15 protein-coding genes are annotated in these 18621 nt (G+C 68.8%); 8 read left to right on the forward strand and 7 right to left on the reverse strand.

What is annotated here, in order from left to right; translation table 11 throughout:
- The first annotated feature begins 1 nt into the window (after nucleotide 1).
- The 3 genes from FB473_RS14160 (at nucleotide 2) to FB473_RS14170 (ending at nucleotide 4783) form a co-directional block, all read left to right on the forward strand.
- The gene (locus FB473_RS14160; RefSeq protein WP_167170047.1) at nucleotides 2-1480 is read left to right on the forward strand and encodes an NAD(P)(+) transhydrogenase (Re/Si-specific) subunit beta; all 1479 of its coding nucleotides are present in this window, start codon (nucleotides 2-4) and stop codon (nucleotides 1478-1480) included.
- Between the two features lie 172 nt (nucleotides 1481-1652).
- Entirely contained in the window at nucleotides 1653-2429 is a 777-nt protein-coding gene (locus FB473_RS14165; RefSeq protein WP_167170051.1) for an ABC transporter ATP-binding protein, read from the forward strand.
- A gap of 5 nt (nucleotides 2430-2434) precedes the next feature.
- Entirely contained in the window at nucleotides 2435-4783 is a 2349-nt protein-coding gene (locus FB473_RS14170; RefSeq protein WP_243864014.1) for an ABC transporter permease, read from the forward strand.
- A 45-nt stretch (nucleotides 4784-4828) separates the two neighbouring features.
- On the opposite strand, the gene FB473_RS14175 is transcribed toward FB473_RS14170, so the two are convergent.
- From FB473_RS14175 to FB473_RS14190, 4 genes are all read right to left on the reverse strand, one after another.
- On the reverse strand, nucleotides 4829-5428 hold the full coding sequence (locus tag FB473_RS14175; RefSeq protein ID WP_167170057.1) for a histidine phosphatase family protein: 600 nt from the start codon (nucleotides 5426-5428) through the stop codon (nucleotides 4829-4831).
- A 293-nt stretch (nucleotides 5429-5721) separates the two neighbouring features.
- A complete protein-coding gene (locus FB473_RS14180; protein WP_167170060.1) occupies nucleotides 5722-6651 on the reverse strand; it encodes a carbohydrate ABC transporter permease in 930 nt (309 codons plus the stop codon).
- 1 nt (nucleotide 6652) lies between these two features.
- Entirely contained in the window at nucleotides 6653-7603 is a 951-nt protein-coding gene (locus FB473_RS14185) for a carbohydrate ABC transporter permease (RefSeq protein ID WP_167170064.1), read from the reverse strand.
- A gap of 96 nt (nucleotides 7604-7699) precedes the next feature.
- Complete coding sequence (locus FB473_RS14190) at nucleotides 7700-9064, reverse strand: ABC transporter substrate-binding protein (RefSeq protein WP_167170067.1); 1365 nt, start codon at nucleotides 9062-9064, stop codon at nucleotides 7700-7702.
- A gap of 324 nt (nucleotides 9065-9388) precedes the next feature.
- On the opposite strand from FB473_RS14190, the gene FB473_RS14195 reads away from it, so the two are divergent.
- A complete protein-coding gene (locus FB473_RS14195; RefSeq protein ID WP_341770146.1) occupies nucleotides 9389-10969 on the forward strand; it encodes a succinic semialdehyde dehydrogenase in 1581 nt (526 codons plus the stop codon).
- A gap of 268 nt (nucleotides 10970-11237) precedes the next feature.
- Here the strand turns inward: FB473_RS14195 and malQ are convergent, their stop codons facing one another.
- The 3 genes from malQ to FB473_RS14210 all read right to left on the reverse strand — a co-directional run bounded on the left by malQ (nucleotide 11238) and on the right by FB473_RS14210 (nucleotide 15247).
- Nucleotides 11238-13124: a 4-alpha-glucanotransferase gene (malQ, locus tag FB473_RS14200; RefSeq protein WP_341770147.1), complete on the reverse strand. Its 1887-nt coding sequence runs from the start codon at nucleotides 13122-13124 to the stop codon at nucleotides 11238-11240.
- Nucleotides 13125-13337: 213 nt separating this feature from the next.
- Entirely contained in the window at nucleotides 13338-14033 is a 696-nt protein-coding gene (locus tag FB473_RS14205; protein ID WP_167170074.1) for a DNA alkylation repair protein, read from the reverse strand.
- Nucleotides 14030-15247 carry an NAD(P)/FAD-dependent oxidoreductase gene (locus FB473_RS14210; RefSeq protein WP_167170077.1) on the reverse strand — a complete coding sequence of 406 codons (1218 nt, stop codon included), beginning with the start codon at nucleotides 15245-15247 and terminating at the stop codon, nucleotides 14030-14032. The genes FB473_RS14205 and FB473_RS14210 overlap by 4 nt, the downstream gene beginning before the upstream one ends.
- A 42-nt stretch (nucleotides 15248-15289) precedes the next feature.
- Here FB473_RS14210 and FB473_RS14215 point away from each other — a divergent pair, with 42 nt between their 5' ends.
- The 4 genes from FB473_RS14215 to amrS are packed head-to-tail and all read left to right on the forward strand — an operon-like array spanning nucleotide 15290 to nucleotide 18621.
- Nucleotides 15290-15967 (forward strand): HAD-IA family hydrolase, encoded by a 678-nt coding sequence (locus FB473_RS14215; protein WP_167170080.1) that lies wholly within the window; start codon nucleotides 15290-15292, stop codon nucleotides 15965-15967.
- Nucleotides 15968-16023: 56 nt separating this feature from the next.
- Nucleotides 16024-16944, forward strand: coding sequence for an AmmeMemoRadiSam system protein B (gene amrB / locus FB473_RS14220; protein WP_167170085.1), 921 nt, complete (start codon nucleotides 16024-16026; stop codon nucleotides 16942-16944).
- Nucleotides 16941-17522 carry an AmmeMemoRadiSam system protein A gene (amrA, locus tag FB473_RS14225; protein WP_167170087.1) on the forward strand — a complete coding sequence of 194 codons (582 nt, stop codon included), beginning with the start codon at nucleotides 16941-16943 and terminating at the stop codon, nucleotides 17520-17522. The genes amrB and amrA overlap by 4 nt, the downstream gene beginning before the upstream one ends.
- A gap of 4 nt (nucleotides 17523-17526) precedes the next feature.
- Nucleotides 17527-18621, forward strand: coding sequence for an AmmeMemoRadiSam system radical SAM enzyme (gene amrS, locus FB473_RS14230; protein WP_167170090.1), 1095 nt, complete (start codon nucleotides 17527-17529; stop codon nucleotides 18619-18621).

Here is an 18621-nt window from a genome sequence, read left to right on the forward strand (position 1 = left end):
CATGCTCGCCAACTTCGTCCAGGCAACCTACATCGTCGCCGGTCTGCTGTTCATCCTGGCGCTGGCCGGTTTGGCCAAGTTCGAGACCTCCAAGCGCGGCAACGCCTTCGGCATCCTCGGCATGTTCCTCGCGGTCGTCGCCACGTGCGTGGCCGCATGGGCGCCCGAGAGCTGGCGCGGTGACAACTGGCACTCGGCGATGCCGAGCTTCGTCGGCATCGCCGGTGTGGCGCCCGCGATCATGCTCGTCGTCGCCATGGTGATCGGTGCCGTGATCGGTGTCTACAAGGCCACCAGGGTCGAGATGACCGGCATGCCGCAGTTGATCGCCCAGCTGCACAGCTTCGTCGGCCTCGCCGCCGTGCTCATCGGGTTCAACGTGTTCATCGAGACCAAGCGTGAGCTGGCGTCGGGTTCGGTGTCCGATCTCGGTTTCCACCTCGCGGAGGTCTGGATCGGCATCTTCATCGGCGCGGTCACCTTCACCGGGTCGATCGTGGCCTGGGGCAAGCTGTCGGAGCGCATCCCCTCCAAGCCGCTGACCCTGCCGGGCCGCAACCTGATCAACCTTGTCAGCATCGTGGGCATCATCGCCTGCGGCATCTGGTTCCAGTCGTCGCAGAGCTGGATCCCGCTGATCCTCCTCACGCTGCTCAGCCTGTTCCTCGGGTTCCATCTCGTCGCGGCCATCGGCGGCGCCGACATGCCCGTCGTCATCTCGATGCTGAACAGCTACTCGGGCTTCGCCGCCGCCTTCAGCGGCTTCAGCCTCGGCATGAACGTGCTGATCATCACCGGTGCGCTCGTGGGCGCGTCCGGTGCGATCCTGTCGTACATCATGTGCAAGGCCATGAACCGCTCGTTCATCTCGGTCATCCTCGGTGGGTTCGGGACGCAGGCGACCACCACCGCGGCCGGCCCCCAGGGAGAGATCCAGGAGGTCAAGGCCGACGAGCTCGCCTCCTGGCTTGCGGACGCCCGCTCGGTGATGATCACCCCGGGCTACGGCATGGCCGTCGCGCAGGCGCAGTACCCGGTGGCGCAGCTCACCAAACGGCTGACGGACGCCGGCATCGAGGTGCGTTTCGCGATCCACCCGGTTGCCGGGCGCCTGCCCGGTCACATGAACGTGCTGCTCGCCGAGGCCCACGTGCCCTACGACATCGTCTACGAGATGGACGAGGTGAACGACGAGTTCGACCAGACCGACGTCGTCCTCGTGATCGGTGCGAACGACACCGTCAACCCGACCGCCATGGAGCCGGGGACGCCGATCTCGGGCATGCCGGTGCTCCACGTGTGGGAGGCCAAGAAGGTCGTCGTGTTCAAGCGGTCGATGAAGCCCGGCTACGCGGGCGTCGAGAACCCGCTGTTCTTCTACGACAACACCTACATGCTGTTCGGGGACGCCAAGGCGTCGGTGGAGGCCATCAACTCCGCGCTCCCGGCTGCCGACCAGCACAAGGCGCTCACCGCCTGAGGTTCATCGCCCGGGCCACGACCGGGACGCGGACGGACGCCGGCAACGGTGGCCGAGGGTCCGCGTCCCGGTCGTTCCATGTCCGGCACCGTTTACCCTGACCCGCGGGTGCAGGGACGAATCAGGGCCATGACCCGCGTTTGGTGAAGCCGCGGGTGCCTAGCGTGATGCCATGAGCAACGCCCCCGAATCATCGCGCCGCGTCATCTCGACCCACAGCCTGTCCAAGACGTTCTCTCACACGGGCACCCAGCAGAACGTCCTCGATCGCCTCGACCTGGACATCCGGGAGGGCGACTTCACCGTCATCATGGGCCCCTCGGGGGCCGGCAAGTCGACGTTACTGTACGCCTTGTCGGGCATGGACCGGCCCACCCTCGGCACGGTCGAGTTCGACGGGACCGACATCTCCGACTACAGCGAGGATCGGCTGGCACGGTTCCGCCGCTCCCATTGCGGGTTCGTGTTCCAGCAGGTGTATCTGCTGGACGCCATGAGCGTCATGGACAACGTCATGGCCGTCGGTCTTCTGGTCAGCCACGACCGGGGCGGCGTCCGCCGGCGCGCCGAGGAACTGTTCGAGATGGTCGGCCTGTCGCAGGCCCAGACGCGCAAGTCGGCCACCATGCTGTCGGGCGGTGAGGCCCAGCGCGCGGCCATCGTCCGTGGGTTGATCAACGCCCCGGACGTGCTGTTCGCCGACGAGCCCACCGGCCAGCTGAACAGCGAGACCTCCACACGGGTGCTCGACCTGCTCAGCCAGGTCAATGCCGCGGGGCAGACCATCGTGATGGTCACCCACGACGTGCGATCCGCCGCCCGTGGCAACCGCATTCTTTATCTGCGCGACGGGCACGTCCAGGGCGAACTGGACCTGGGGCGCGATGATCCCGGCTGGTCCCACAGGCAGCAGCGGCTCGCCGGGTTCCTCGACGAGCTGGGCTGGTGAGTCGCATGCAGGCCCTGGCGATTCTCGTCGCCCGCAACGTGCGGCACCGCAGGGGACAGGCGCTGGCGATGCTGCTGCTGGCGGCCGTGGCAGCTGTGCCGCTGAACCTCGGCATCATCATGGCGACCGGCTATCCCCGTCTCATCGAGGACTCTCTGACCTCGGTCAATGCCTCCGACTTCATGGCGCTGGTGCCGGACGACGACGCCGCCGGCCGCTTCGTCGAGCAGCTCCGAGCCGATTCCGACATCACCGAGCTGGAGGCGGACACCGTGCTGGCCGGGCCGGTGGACACCACCTTCGGTGGGGAGCGCGCGTCCGTGCTGGCGCTCGTGTTCGACTCCGACGCTCGTCCGCGGCTCGACGGCTGGCACACGATCTCGCAGACCAGCGACCCCCTCGACCACCCGATCCTGGCCCCTGCCATCTACGGCGCCGGCGGCGGTTACTCGCTGGGCCAGCAGATCGACTTCTCGTCCCCGGCGGGCGACTTGAGCTTCCAGGTGCAGGGATTCGCGGAACTGCCGACGATGGGGGTGCCGAACATGGGTGCCGTCGGCTTCGGGGTGCCGGGTGAGCAGTTCGACGACCTGCTGCGGGAGCCGGGCCCGTTGTCCACGATGCTCCTGGTGAAGGCACGCACCATCGATTCCGGGGACGCGACGCAGGTCCTGGCCGACAACCTGGCCGAGTACAACAACGCGCATCCCGGGGCCACCGTCACCCCGGCCTGGGACGTGAGCCGCGACCTGCTCGCCGAGGGCGTCCTGCTGGGAGCCAACATCTTCGCGGCGGCCCTGGTCGCGTTCGCCGTCATCATCGTGGTGGTGGCCCTGGTGGTCATCAGGTTCCTCACCGTCAACGCGATCGACGGCGAGCTGCGGCAACTGGGCGTCCTTCGGGCGACCGGGTTCACCACCGGGCAGGTGATCACCACGCTGGTGGCGACCTCGGCGGCGAGCGCTGCTGCCGGATCGGTGGTCGGGGTCGGCCTGTCGTATGCGGTGCTGCCCACGCTGGCCGATTCGCTGAGCGACCAGACAGGCCTGCTGTGGCAGCCCGGGTTCAGCGTCGTCGGCTTCCTGGCGACGGTCGTCTTGCTGACGGGAGCGGTGCTGGTGATGTCGGCCGTCGCGGCACTCCGGGTGCGGCGGATGGGAACCCTGACCGCCCTGCGGGGCGGCGAGGTGGCTCGCGGCTCCGGACATCATCCGTTGCCGCTGGCGATCACTCCCGGGCCGCTCAACTGGCTCCTCGGTGCGAAGCAGGCACTGGTGAGGTTGCCGCAGACGCTTCTGGTGGGTGCCACGATGCTGGTCGTCACGGCCATGTCGGTGATCGCGGTCAGCCTCTCGGTGAACATCCTGGGTGATCCGGCGGCATTCACCCGCATGATGGTCGGCGACATGCCCGACGCCCAGGTCGTCACGCCGGACGCGGAGGCCGCCGACCGCGTCCGGGACGAGGCGGCCGCGCTGCCCGGCGTGGAGCAGGCATTCATGTCCGAGCTGACCGGCCTGAGCGTCAACAACATCAACACGTCGGTCTACGTGGCCGACGACTTCGGACGACTGCGCTACGACGCCACCTACGAGGGCCGGATGCCCAGCCGGGACGACGAGGTGGTCCTGGGTTCGGTGCTGGCAGACCAGTTGGGCGTCAGCACCGGCGACGAGGTCGCCCTGACGGTCTCGGAGCACACGGCGACCTACCTGGTCACGGGCGAGACCTCGAGCGGCCGCGGGATGGGACGCAGCCTCGACCTCACCGTCGACGCGATGCGCCGGCTCGACCCCGGCTACCAGGCCGACACCGTCTCGTTGCAGGTGAGCGATCCGGCACAGATACCGGACCTGCTGGATCGCCTCAGCGCGGCGTCCCCCGATGACGTGGTCTCGACGGAGAACGTGGTGACCAGCCTGTCGACCCAGCTGTCGGGATACCAGTCGATGATCGCCGCGATGTCGGTCATCATCCTGGCCTTCATGGGTGTCGTGGTGGTGCTCGTGGTGGCACTGGTGGTCTCGACGCTGATCGTGCACTGCCGGCGCCGGTACGGGACGCTGAAGGCCCTGGGGTTCACCAGCGCCGACCTGGCCGCCCAGACGGCGATGACCCAGCTGCCGGCGGTGCTGATCGGCTCCCTGCTGGGCGGCGCGGCCGGGATGGCATTGCAGAACCCGGTGATGATCGCGCTGCTGAGCGGCCTGGGCATCAAGAAGGCCGGTTTCTGGCTTCCTTGGACGTATCCGCTCGGGTTGGCGGTGGTCGTGACGGTGCTCGCCGCGCTGGTGTGCTGGCTGGATTCGCTGTCGCTGCGCAGGATCAGTGCCTATGCACTGGTCACCGAATGAACGGGGCCGGCGATCCCGCCGTGTCCCACGGGCTCGGGCGCTGGCTCAGTCGAGTGGCGTCCCGGCCCAACTGGCGGCACGCCAGGTGTCGTCCACCCGGTCGAGGACGACGACATCGGTGTTGCCGAGCGGCGGCAGCCCGGCGCCGCCCGGCCGCACGTTGACCGCGCGCGCCGAGATCCACACGCCCATGGCCGCGGCGTGGCTCACCACCGCGACCAGGCGGCGTCGGGTCGACACGATCTCGTCGATCGCGGCGTCGTAGCGTCCCAGGAACGTGGGGGCGTCCTCGCCCCCGTCGAGCTTCGCCAGCGGATCGGTGATCCACGTGCGGAGCATGGACATGTAGGCGGTCCAGTCCGTGGCGCCCTCCTGATCACCCCCGGGGATCTCCCGAAGCCCGGCGAGGGCCGTGACGGGCAGGCCCAGGCGCTCGGCGAGCGGGGTCGCGGTCTGCACCGCACGAGTGATGTCGGAGGCGAACACCGCCTCGATCGGATCCGATCCGAGGCGTTCGGCGAGACGATCCGCCTGATCGAAGCCGACCGCGTTCAGCGAGGGTCCGGGGTATGCCCCGTCGAGGATGTGGTTGACGTTGTTGTCCGTCAGCCCGTGTCGGATCATCAGCAGGCGCACGTCGCTCATAGTAGACGGTCCCTGAGCCTGTCGAAGGGTCGTTTCGACAGGCTCAACGGTCGGTCCCTGAGCCTGTCGAAGGGCGTTTCGACAGGCTCAACGGTCGGTCCCTGAGCTTGTCGAAGGGTCGTTTCGACAGGCTCAACGGGCGTTTCGACAGGCTCAACGGGCGTTTCGACGGGCTCAACGGGCGTTTCGACGGGCTCAACGGGCATCTCGGCTAACGTCCCCTGAGCTTGTCGAAGGGCGTTTCGACGGGCTCAACGGGCGTTTCGACAGGCTCAACGGGCGTCTTATCCTGCCTATTTGACCGCGCCCGCGGTCAGGCCGCGCACGAAGTAGCGCTGCATCACCAGGAACACCACGACCGGGATGACCATCGAGATGAAGGCCCCCGCCGACAACAGGTACCAGGCCGAGCCGCGGCTGCCGGACAGCTGCGAGATGTACACGGTCAGCGGCGCCACGCGGGCACTGCCACCCAGGAAGACCATCGAGACGAGCAGGTCGTTCCACGTCCACAGGAACTGGAAGATCCCGTAGGACGCGATGGCCGGCGTGGCCAGCGGCAGGACGATGCGAAGGAAGACCTGCACCGGGTTCGCGCCGTCGATGGTCGCCGCCTCGATCAGGGCCGGCGGCAGCTCTCGGATGGAGTTGAACATCATGAACACCGCGAGCGGCAGGCCGAAGATCGTGTGCGAGATCCACACCGTCCAGTAGGTGCCGTCGATGCCGATGGCCCCGTACATCTGCATGAGCGGGACGAGCGTCACCTGCAGTGGGACGATCTGCAGCGCGAACACGGCGACGAACAGCCACTGGCGCCCGGGGAACTGCAGCCAGGCGAACCCGTACGCTGCCAGCGCGGCGATCGCCAGGGGGAACAGCGTGCTCGGGATCGTGATCACCAGCGAGTTCACGAAGAAGTCGAGCATGGACGACGACCCGCTGCCCGACAGTGCCTGGGCGTAGTTGTCCAGCGTGAAGTCGGGGTTGGCGAACACCGTCCACCAGCCGCTCGTGGAGATGTCGCGCTGCGGCCGGAACGAGGTGATCAACAGGCCGATCGTGGGCACCGTCCACACCGTCGCGATGAGAATCGCGACCACGGTGGCCAGCGGTGAACTGGTCGTACGGGTCGCGGCCCCGTTCCCTCGGCGTCGGCGGGCGCCGGACGACAGCTCCGGGGCTCGTCCGCCGGCCTCGACGACAGGCACCATCGCACTCATGTCAGTACGCCTCCCTCAGCTGTTTGACGTTGTAGATGATGATCGGCGACACGAGGACGAAGAGCAGGACGGCCAGTGCCGATCCCAGCCCGGGCTGGTTCTGTGTGAAGCTGGCCGAGTAGAAGTCGTTCGCCACCACCGACGTCCCGAAGTTGCCTCCGGTCATCGTCCGGACGATGTCGAAGACCTTCAGCGCGGCGATCGCGATGGTGGTGAGCACCATCACCAGGGTGCTGCGGATGCTCGGCAGCGTGATGAACCGGAACAGCGACCAGCCGCTGGCGCCGTCGATCTTCGCGGCCTCGATGATCTCGTCCGGGATGGCCTTGATCGCCGCCGACAGCACAGTCATGGCGAAGCCCGCCTGGATCCAGATCATGACGATGATGAGGAACAGGTTGTTCCACGGCCCGTTGACGAGGAACTGCTGGGTCTCGAATCCCAATGACTTGAGCACCTGGTTGAGAAGGCCGATCTGGGGTGCGAGGGTCGGCTTGTACTCGTAGACGAACTTCCAGATCACCGATGCGCCGACCATCGAGATGGCCATGGGCAGGAAGATCAGGGTCTTCGCGAAGGCCTCGATCGGCGTGCGGTCGACGATGATCGCGTACAGCAGGCCGATCGCGATCGCGAGCAGTGGAACCAGCAGCACCCAGATCGCCGTGTTGCCGATGGACTGGCGCAGGTCGTCGCGGGTGAAGATCGTCGCGAAGTTCGTGAACGAGAGCGCTCCGCTGCCGCTCGCACCGCGGAGCGACTGGACGATGGTCAGGATCGTCGGCCACACCAGGCCGACTGCGACGAGCACGATGGTGGGCCCCACGAAGAACAACGACCGTACGACGTCGCCCCGCTTCCCCCGAGCCAGGCTCGCGAGGAAGAGCAGCACCCCCACCACGGCCACGAGGACGACGATGGCCAGCAGCATCTGGCCGAACTTCTCCGCCATCGGGCAACCTCCTTCCTGTCTCAGGCCGGACGCCACGGGTGCAGGCGGTTCGTCCCACCTGCACCCTGCGGCTGTCGGTCGATGTGTTGTGCCGGATCAGGCGGGCCAGGTGGACTCGACCTGCGTGGTGACCTCCTCGGAGGACTTGTCCTCGGTCGTCCAGTCGACCATCGCCGTCCAGAAGGTGCCCGCGCCCACGGCGCTCGGCATCAGGTCGGAGCCGTCGAACCGGAAGACGGTCTTGTCGTCGGTCAGCATCTCGACCGACAGCTTGTCGACCTCGTTGGTCAGCAGGTCGGTGTCGAGGCCCTTGTTGGCGCTGACGGCACCACCCGCGGTCGTGGCCTTCGCCCGCTCGTTGGCCCAGTCGGCGCTGGCCAGGTAGGTCTGGAAAGCCTGCACCTCGGGACGATCGGAGAAGGCGAGCGCGAAGTCGCCGCCGCCGACGACCGGCTTGGCCTGGTCGGGGTCTGTGGCCGGAAGGTAGAACGCCCACACGTCACCGTCGGGGCCGACGGTGGTTCCCTCGGGCCACGAGTTGGCGTAGAAGGAGGCCTGGCGGTGCAGGTAGCAGGTGCCGTCGAGGATCGGCAGGCCGGCGTCGACGAACGCCGTGCTCGAGATGGTCTTGTGGTCGCCGAGGCCACCGTTGACGTAGTCGTCGTTCTTGAGGATCGCGCCGGTGGTGTCGAAGGCATCCACGACCGCGGGGTCGTTGAACGGGATCTCGTGGCTGGTCCACTGGTCGTAGGTCTCGCCGCCGGCGGTGCGCAGCAGGACGTCCTCGATCCAGTCGGTGCCGACCCATCCGGTGGACGCGCCGTCACCGAACCCTGCACACCAGGGCTTGGTGAGGCCGTCGTTGTGGTCGGCGGCGATCTGCTCGGTGAGGGTCATCAGCTCGTCCCAGGTCGTGGGCACCTCGTAGCCGTTGTCGGCGAACGCCTGGGGTGAGTACCAGACCAGCGACTTCACGGACGCGCCCAGCGGGGCGGCGTAGAAGGTGCCGTCGACGGTGCCGTAGGCCTTCCAGTCCTCGGAGAAGTACTCGTCCACGTTGCTCTCGGTCTCGGCCGGCGCCGCGACGGCCTCACCCGTGGCGACGAGGGTCTGCAGCATGCCGGGCTGCGGGACGAAGGCGATGTCGGGCGCGTTGCCGCCCTGCACCCGCACCGAGATCTGTTCGCTGAATGCCTTGTCGCCCTCGTAGACGATGGTGGCGCCGGTGCAGCTCTCGAACGCCTTGAAGGACTCGATGTAGGGGTCGGCCTCGGGTGACACGATCGCTGTGTATACGCTCACCTCCGTTCCGCTGAGGTCTCCGTAGGAGCTGAACGCCGAACAGTCGATCGAACTGCTCGCATCGCCGGCATCACCTCCGTCGGAGCTGCAGGCCACCATGCTCAATGTCAGGGCAGTGGCGCCCGCGACGGCGATCGTTCGTACCAGGTTGCGTGACATCTTTGTCTCCTCGCTGAGGTTCGGGACGTGGTCGTCTCTGCGAATCGCTCTCACAATCGTCGGTCGTTCGAGGGGCCATCGCGGCTGATTCGCGCAACATTTCCATAACGGTTGGGCTCGCGACGCGCGAATATGTTCCTCTCGTGGCGCCACGCGGTAATTTCTGGCCCGGAGATGTGGGCGTCTGCCGAGGAAGCGACCGGCCGGGAGCGGGGCTTCGCGGGTGGCTCACGTGAGTCATGCGGACGCATTGCCCGGGACGGCGCGCTTAAACGATCAATCACACGGTGGGTTCCGGCGGGGTCGCGCACTACGCTCGATGATGTGACCTCAGCTACTTCGACGACTCTCGGCTTCGACGATGACCTCGTCCGCGGCCTCACCGCGCAGTTGCGCGCGACCTCGGGGGAGACGTTCGAGGAGCAGTCCCCGCTCACGGGAAGGCCGTTGGCGACCGTTCCACGCAGTTCCGCGGACGACATCGGTGCCGCGGTGACCACCGCACGCGAGTTCCAGCCCCGCTGGGCGGCGGTGCCTGTCGCGGAGCGCGCCGACTGCCTCCTGCGGCTGCACGACCTGTTGCTCGACAACCAGGACGCGATACTCGACCTGATCTGTGCCGAGTCCGGCAAGGCGCGGATGGACGCGTACATGGAACTCGTCCACCTCGTTCTCACGGCCCGCTACTACGGTCGCCGGGCGGCCCGGTTGCTGCGGACGAGCCGGGCAGCCGGAATCGTCCCGGGGCTGACTCGGGTGGACGTCAACCGCGTGCCCAAGGGTGTCGTCGGCCTCATCACGCCGTGGAACTACCCGCTGACGATGGCCCTGTGCGACGGCATCGCGGCCCTGGTCGCGGGCAACACCGTCGTCCACAAGCCCGATTCGCAGACCGTGCTGACGGCCCTCATGGGCATCGCGCTACTGCGGGCTGCGGGCGTGCCGGAGAACGCCTGGCAGGTCGTCGCCGCACCCGGCAGGGAGGTGGGGCCGCAGCTGGTCGCCGGTTGCGACATGATCGCGTTCACCGGGTCGACCGCGACGGGCCGCCAGTTGGCGACCGCGACCGCCGGCCGCCTCACGTCGATCAGCGCCGAACTGGGCGGCAAGAACCCCCTGCTCGTCCTCGCGGACGCCGACCTGGAGGCCGCCGCGGAGGGTGCGGCCAGGGCGTGCTTCGACAACGCCGGGCAACTGTGCGTCCACATCGAGCGCATCTACGTGGACGCCCGGGTGTACGACGAGTTCCGTGAGCGGCTCGTCTCGGCGGTCACAGGCCTCGTCCTCGCACCGGGGCTGGGGTGGGACTGCCAGGTGGGGACGCTCATCTCTCCCGCGCAGCTGGCGAAGGTGCAGGACCATGTCTCGGACGCCCGGACGAAGGGCGCCACCGTGTTGTGCGGTGGTCATCCGCGGCCCGATCTCGCCCCCTGGTGCTACGAGCCGACCGTGCTCGAAGGGGTGACCCCTGCGATGCGCTGTCACCTGGACGAGACGTTCGGCCCGGTGGTGAGCCTCTACCGGTTCGACGGTGAGGACGAGGCCGTCGAACTGGCGAATCAGGGCACCCAGGGTCTCAACGCATCGATCTGGACGACCGACCACGCCCACGGCCGCCGGATCGCCCGCAGGCTTCGCGCGGGCACGGTGAACATCAACGAGGGTTACGCGGCGGCGCTGGCGTCCATCGACGCACCCATGGGCGGCATGGGCACCTCCGGGATGGGGCGCCGCCAGGGGGCCGAGGGTCTGCTGCGGTTCACCGAGCCCCAGACCGTGGCCACGCAGCGGCTCGTCCCGCTGACGCCCTTCGGGCCGATCGGGAGCGCAACAGGGGGCGCCGAGGGCTTCGTGCGCCTGCTGAACCGGGGACTCCGCGTGCTGCGGGCGGTCGGGCGGGCGTGAGCGGTGGCCTGTTGAAGGGTTGGTTTCGACAGGCTCAACCAACGTTGAAGGAACTGGTTTCGACAGGCTCAACCAGCGTTTCGACAGGCTCAACCAGGGTTGTGGGGTTGGTTTCGACAGGCTCAACCAGCGTTTGGGGCGGTCCCGATCAGCGTTTGGGGTGGCTCCTTGAGCCTGTCGAAAGGAGCCTGGCCCGTCACCGAGGACGAGGGGATCGCCGCCGGGTGGCTCCTTGAGCCTGTCGAAAGGAGCCTGGCTCAGACAGAGCTCAGCGGTCCTCGTTCATCAGGCGGACGAGGTCGCGGGTGACGTCGGCGGTCATGATGTCGTCGACAGGCCTCGGCAGCGCGATGCGCCAGTTCGGGTAGGTGTCGATCGTGCCGGGCATGTTCGGTCGTTCGGCGACCAACGCGGCGTCGTCGATGTTGACCACCACGACCACGGACTGCGCGTCCGACAGGAGGCGGTAACGGGCGAGCACCGCCGCCTTGATGTCGGCCTCGGTCAGCGTGGACTGCGGCAGATCGGGATTCAGGTGGGCCAACTCGGCCAGGCTCCGGCGGGTGCGGGTGATCTGCGCCCAGTCGGCGTTCTTCCCGATGCGCCGCAGATCGTCCATGTCGCTGCCGCTCAGCAGGCCGGCGATGGTCACCTGGTCGTGGGTCGAACTCGTGCCCACACCGAGATGGGGGAAGTCACCGACCGCCGTCCGCATGGCCGACCGGTTGCCGAGCATGCCGATCGCGGCCATGGTCTCGCGCACCCCCTCGGCGACGGTGCCCATGTCCTCGCCGACGATCCACGCGTGCCCGCGCATCGCCTCCAGCCGCAGGATCGCCAACAGCGCGTCCACGGGGTAGTAGACGTACACGCCCTGGCCCGCGTCCTCGTCGCGTGGCACCCAGAACAGTCGCCACAGCTGCATCACGTGGTCGATCCGCAGGCTGCGTGCGTGCTGCAGAGCCGAGCGGACCATTTCGATGAACGGCGCGAAATCGGCTGCCGCCAGCGCGCGAGGGTTGAAGGGCGGAAGCCCCCAACGCTGGCCCTCGGTGTTGTTGTGGTCGGGCGGCGCGCCGATCTCGAAGTCGAACTCCAGGAGGTCCTGGAACGCCCAGGCATCCGCGCTGCTCGCGTCGAAGCCCACGGCCAGGTCGGCCACCACGTCCACCCCGGACGCGCAGGCGTCGCGGTACTGGACGTTGGCCACCCACTGCGCCCAGGTGTGGAACCGGACGAGTTCGGAGTGCTCGGAGGCGAAGTCGCGCACCGCCGGTGAGTCGGGACGACGCAACGGCTCCGGCCAACTGCGCCAGTCGGCGTCCCCGAGCACCTCCGTGATCGCCGACCAGACGGCGAAGCGCCGCAGATTGCGTCCCTGGGACAGCTCCCAGGCGCGGAACTCGGCGTCAGGCTCGTCCCTGATGACAGCCCAGATGCGTGCGAGGGCCTCGCGCTTGAGCGCCCAGACGGTGTTGCGGTCGATCATGCGCTGCGAGTTGAGCGCGCGCCCCTCCCGATCGAGATCGGACAGGTCGACGCGCTCGGCCCCGAACACCTCGCCGGGTGCGATGTGCAGGAGGTTGAGGAAGAGCCGGGACGCCGGCGAGTACGGGGAGGGCTGTGGCTGGGTGATGGGGGCGATCGCGTGCACCGGCGAGACCTGCACGCAACTGGCGCCCTGTGCGGCGGCGAGCCTGCACACCAGGGCCAGATCGCGGAAGTCGCCGATTCCCCAGGAGCCACGTGACCGGGCGGCGTAGAGCTGGATCTGCCATCCCCACGACCTGTCCGGAACCCGCAGCCGCTCGGGTGCGGCGATGACGAACCGGCGTACCCCGTCGCGCGTGTAGAGGATGTGGTAGCCGGGGACGTCGACGACCCCGTGGCACTGGAAGTGGTAGCCGTCCTCGAGGATCAGCGTGCCGGTCAGGGCCGGATGATAGCGCCCCGGCGTACAGACGATCGGCTCGGCGAACTCGGTGTCGTCCATCGTCTGGTCGAACGAGTCCGCCACACGGGCGAGTGTGCTGGTGGGGGTGTCGATCCACTGTCCGGACGTGTTGAAGTACCCGAAGGACACGCCGAGCGGGGCGAGCCGGTCCGCGATCTCTTCACGGTCCGAGCGGACAGCGACAGCTGTGGCAACTCCCACGGCCAACTCCTTTCGTACGTTCGGTGCGGTTCGGGGACTCCCGGATGCTGCGGGAACTGCCGCGACGCCCGGACCCGTAACGCTCCGACAATTGTGCCGCCGCCGTCAAGGTTCGGTGACGCCGGGGCACCCAGACGGGGTTCGGACCCGGTCCGGTCGGAGGCCGCCGCAGCGGGGAAACGCTGCGGCAACCCGGTTGCCATCGGGTTGCCGTCAGTCGAGCAGCCTGAGCGCCTCCCGCCGGCTGAGGGTCGACAGCCGATCGTCGTGCTCGGCGACGAACTCCCGCACCCACGCGGCGTCCGTGGGGACATACGCCCGCAGAGCCCAGCCGACCGCCTTGCGGATGAAGAAGCCCGTGCCGAACGGCGAGTCGAACAGGTTCTGCTCCAGCACGTCGCGCAGGAGGTCCGTGTCGGTGTCGCGGCCGAAGGCCACCTGGCTCAGCACGGCGACACGGCGCAGCCAGGGATCGTCCGCCCGCGCCCATTCGCGGATCGTCGCGGACTCGTCCGGATACCGGCGCAAGACCTCGGCGACCAGGTGCGATGCCAGCGGGTCGACGAGATCCCACCACGCCCCGGTGACCGCCATGTGGCGGTACAGCGGCATCAGGTCGGGGGCCGCCCACGAGCGGCGGGCATCGGCGATCTCGATCGCCGCGGTGCACTCCTCGTGGTGGACGGCGCCGTCCCACAAGGCAGCGATGGCGGCGATCCAGTCGTCCCGGCCCAGATCGGGCGCACCCTGGAGGGCACGCCGCGCGATCAGGCGCACCCTGGGAACCGGGACCCCGTAGCACGGCAGCGTGGACTTCAGGTAGGCCTGCACCTGCTCGGCGCGTTGCGGGTCCGCGGACGCCGCGAGTTCGGTGCGGATGTCGTCCGCGAGCTGTCCTGCGGTGGTCACGCCGTCAGCAGCTCGGAGAGGTCCACGCCCGGATCGGCCAGGCGGGCGGGATCCACCTGCCGGCCGACGAGCCCGCGGAGAGTCTCGTTGACGTCCCAGACATTGACGTTCATGCCCGCCGTGACGACGCCGTCGCGCAACCAGAACGCGATGAACTCGCCTGAGGCCAGCGTCCCCCGCACCACCACGTCATCGGTGGGGAGGCTGTCGCCGACGTACTCCATGCCCAGGTCGAACTGGTCGGTGTAGAAGTAGGGCAGCCAGTCGTAGACCCCGCCCCTGCCGAGAACGGTCCCGGCTGCCAGGGCACCCTGCCGGATGGCGTTGTCCCAGTGCTCGCGGCGGATGCGGGTCTGCAGCGTCGTGTTCCAGGCGTCGGCGATGTCACCCACGGCGAGCACCGCCGGATCGTTGGTGACCAGGTGCTCGTCGGTCAGCACGCCCCTGTCGACCTCGATGCCGGCGTGCTCGGCGAGCTCCACCCGGGGCGTCGCCCCGACGGCCACCAGCACGGCGTCGGCCTCGACGTCGCCGGCATCGGTGCGGACACCGGCAGCGCGACCGTCGCGTTCCAGGATGCCGCGCGCGGTCGTCCCCAGGCGGAGGTCGACCCCGTTGCGGCGGTGGAGGTTCGCGAAGTGCTCGCCGATGGTGGGCCCGAGGACGCGGTCGAGGGGCTGATTGTTGGGCGCGATCACGCTCACCGACATCCCGGCCCCTACGGCGGCGGCCGCCGCCTCCAGGCCGATCCAGCCCGCCCCGATGACGGCCAGGCGTCCTCCGGAGGCGAACAATTCGCGCAGGGCGTCCGAGTCACCGAGGGAACGCAGGGCCATCACCCCGGGCAGATCGCCTCCCAGCAACGGGATACGGCGCGGCGCGGCGCCGGTCGCCAGGACGAGCCAGTCGTAGGCGAGGCTCGCGCCCGAGGCCAGGCGGACGGACTTCGCACCGCGGTCGATCGCCACGACGGTCTCGCCCCGCAACAGCGTCAGGTGCTCCGCGTCGTACCACTCGTCCGGATGCAGCAGGATGCCGGGCAGATCGACCCGGCCCTGGAGGTATTCCTTGGAGAGCTTCGTGCGGTCGTAGGGCAGCCCGTGCTCGTCGCCCACGAGTGTGATCGTCCCGCTGAAACCCTCGTCGCGGAGCGTCTGTGCCACCTGCGTCCCTGCGAGGCCGGCTCCGACGACAACCACTCGTTGTTCAGACATGGCACCATCGTAGGTTGCCAAGCGGTGCCATAGGCTGAAGTCGTGCCCCTCCTGTTCGTCGATCTCGACAACACCATCTCCGACCGCGCGTCCTCGCTACGCCGATGGATCACCACCTACCTGACCGAGCGCTACGGCGAGGCCGACCCCGGGCTGGCCGCCGAGATCGTGCGTGCCGACGGCGACGGCCTGCGCGACAAGGGTGAGGCGGCCGACGACCTCGCCGAGGTACTGGGTCTCACGCCTGCCGAGCGCGATGGGATCATCGCCGTGCTCCGGGCCGGGACGCTCGCTGCGCTCCAGCCGACCCCGGGGATCGTCGAGGCCCTCGACCGCGCGTCGGCGGCGGGCCACACCCCGTTCATCGTCACCAACGGGAAGGTGTCGCAACAGGAGGGCAAGGTGGCCAGGCTCGGGCTCGCCGACCACGTGGCCGGCATGGTGGTGAGCGAGGGCGTCGGCGTCCGCAAGCCCGATCCCGAGATCTTCCGGATCGCCGCCGGGCAGGCGGGCGACACGCTGGAGGGAGCCTGGATGGTGGGCGACTCCCCGGACGCCGACATCGCGGGCGCGGCCGCGGCGGGGCTCCCGTCGGTGTGGATCGCTCGGGGCCGCCCCTATCCCGCGGGGCTGCCGCGTCCCACCCATGTCGCCGAACCGGCCGACATCGGCATCGCGTTCCCGCAGGCGGTCGATCTGATCTTGGATCGAAGCCGCTAGCCCCCTGTCGGTCACCGGGTCTCGAAAGTAGACTCGGGGGCGGGAGGGGAGCACCCATGACCACCAGGCCGCCCGCTGTCGCAGGGTCGTTCTACCCTGCTGATCCGGTCGGACTCGCCGCCACTGTGGACGCGCTGCTGTCGAGGGCACGCCATTTGGGCGATCGGCCGATCGACGCGCATGACGGTGATGCGCACCGCATGCTCGACGAGCACGCACGCGACGATCGCCTCGACGATTACGTGCCGCGACCGCGCGTCGTGCCGTCGTCCGTCGCGCCGCCGAAGGCGCTGATCAGCCCCCATGCCGGATACGTCTTCTCGGGGTCCACCGCAGCGCTCGGCTTCGCCGCGCTCGATCCGGGCGAGCGGCCGATCACGCGTGTGGTCGTGGCCTGCCCGACCCACCGTGTCGGCGTCCGCGGGATCGCGCTTCCCGACGCGGACGCGTTCGTGACCCCGCTCGGGACGATCCCCGTCGACCGCGAGACGACGTCGCGGATCGCGACCCTGCCGCAGGTCGTCGTCCGGCCCGACGTGCATGCCCAGGAGCACGCGATCGAGGTGCAACTCCCGTTCCTGCAACGTGTGCTGGACGAGTTCAGCCTCGTGCCGCTGGCCGTCGGCGATGTGCCCCCCGAGGTGGCCGCCGCAGCCCTCGACGCATGCTGGGGCGGCCCCGAGACCCTCGTGATCGTCAGTTCCGACCTGTCCCATTACCACCCCTACGAGCAGGCCCGCTCACTCGATCAGGACACCGTCGCGCGCATCCTGCGGGTCGAGGGTCCCGTCGGCGATCAGCGGGCCTGCGGGGTGCGCGCCCTCAACGGGCTGCTGGCCGCCGCACCCGGCCATCGGCTGCGCCCCACCCTGCTGGGCATGTGCAACTCGGGCGACACCAGGGGCGACCGGTCGGGGGTCGTGGGCTATGCGTCCATCGCGTGGCACGAGGGCGCCCGGCGCGAGGACGTGGCATGAGCGTCCCGGACGACGCGGGACGCGTCCTGCTGCCGCTGGCGCGGGGGGCGATCGCCGAGCGCCTCGGTCTGCGAGCACCGGACGTCGAACGTGCCGACTGGCTGGACGAACCGGGTGCCTCGTTCGTCACCCTCACCATCGGTGATCGGCTGCGCGGGTGCATCGGGACGATCCTGGCGCATCGGCCGCTGGGCGACGACGTGGTGGCCAACGCCCGGCACGCGGCCTTCGACGACTCCCGGTTCGCGCCGTTGCGAGCCGACGAGTTCGGGGCGGTGACCCTGGAGGTCTCGGTGCTCACCGCCCCCGACCCCGTGCGCTTCACCAGCCGCGACGACCTCCTCGCCCGGTTGCGTCCGGGTACCGACGGGCTGATCGTCCGGGCGGTCGGTCGCCGCGCGACCTTCCTGCCGCAGGTGTGGGAGAAACTGCCCGATCCCGGCCGGTTCGTGGAGCAGTTGCTGCGCAAAGCCGGTCTCCCCGAATCATGGTGGGAACCTGACGAACTTGTGGTCGAGCGGTACGGGGTCCGCGCCTGGTCCGAGCCGGACGGGTACGAGTCGAAGGGGAGGGGCTGATCCGATGAACCGCCCGGCGCGTTACTGGCGGTCGCTGGACGATGAGGGACGCGTCCAGTGCACACTGTGCCCGCGGGCGTGCCGGCTGCGGCCGGGCCAGCGTGGGTACTGCTTCGTACGAGCGAACCAGGACGGCAGGCTCGTCCTGACCACCTACGGACTGTCGTCCGGGTTCTGCATCGACCCGATCGAGAAGAAGCCGCTCAACCACTTCCTGCCGGGCTCGGCCGTCCTGAGCTTCGGCACCGCGGGCTGCAACCTGGGCTGCAAGTACTGCCAGAACTGGGACATCAGCACCTCGCGCGAGATGGAACGGCTGTCGGACGCGGCCTCCCCCGGCGAGGTGGCCCGCGCTGCGGAGTCGTCCGGCTGCGCCGGGGTCGCCTACACCTACAACGACCCCATCGTGTTCGCCGAGTACGCGATCGACACCGCGCTGGCCTGCCGCGAGCGCGGCCTGGCGAACATCGCGGTCACGGCGGGTTATGTCTGCCCCGAGGGCAGACGCGACCTGTTCTCGGTGATGGACGCGGTGAACGTCGACCTCAAGGGCTTCTCGAACGACTTCTACCGCACCGTCACCGGAGCCGAATTGCAGCCGGTGCTCGACACGATCATGTGGCTGGTGCACGAGGCGGACGCATGGGTCGAACTCACCACGCTGCTGATCCCGGGCACCAACGACGCGTCCAGCGACATCAGGGCCATGTGCCGGTGGATCGTCGGCGAACTGGGGCCTGACGTCCCCCTGCACTTCACGGCGTTCCACCCGGCCCACCGGATGCTCGACGTGCCGGCCACGCCGTCCCGCACCCTTGCCAGGGCCCGCCTGATCGGCTACGAGGCGGGGCTGCACTACGTGTACACCGGCAACGTGCACGACCCGGCGGGTCAGACGACCCATTGCCCCACCTGCTCCACCCCCGTGGTGGCCCGCGACCGGTACACGATCGACGCCTATCTGCTGGACGAGCACGGTTGCTGCCCGGTCTGCGGGACGCGCATCGCCGGGCGGTTCGGTGAGCGGGCCGGTGACTTCGGCTCCCACCGGATTCCCATCCGGCTGTCGTCGCACCGCGACGTTGGCAGCGTCCAGTAA

The sequence above is a fragment of the Brooklawnia cerclae genome, assembly GCF_011758645.1.
In the GTDB taxonomy this organism is placed as follows: Bacteria; Actinomycetota; Actinomycetes; order Propionibacteriales; family Propionibacteriaceae; genus Brooklawnia; species Brooklawnia cerclae.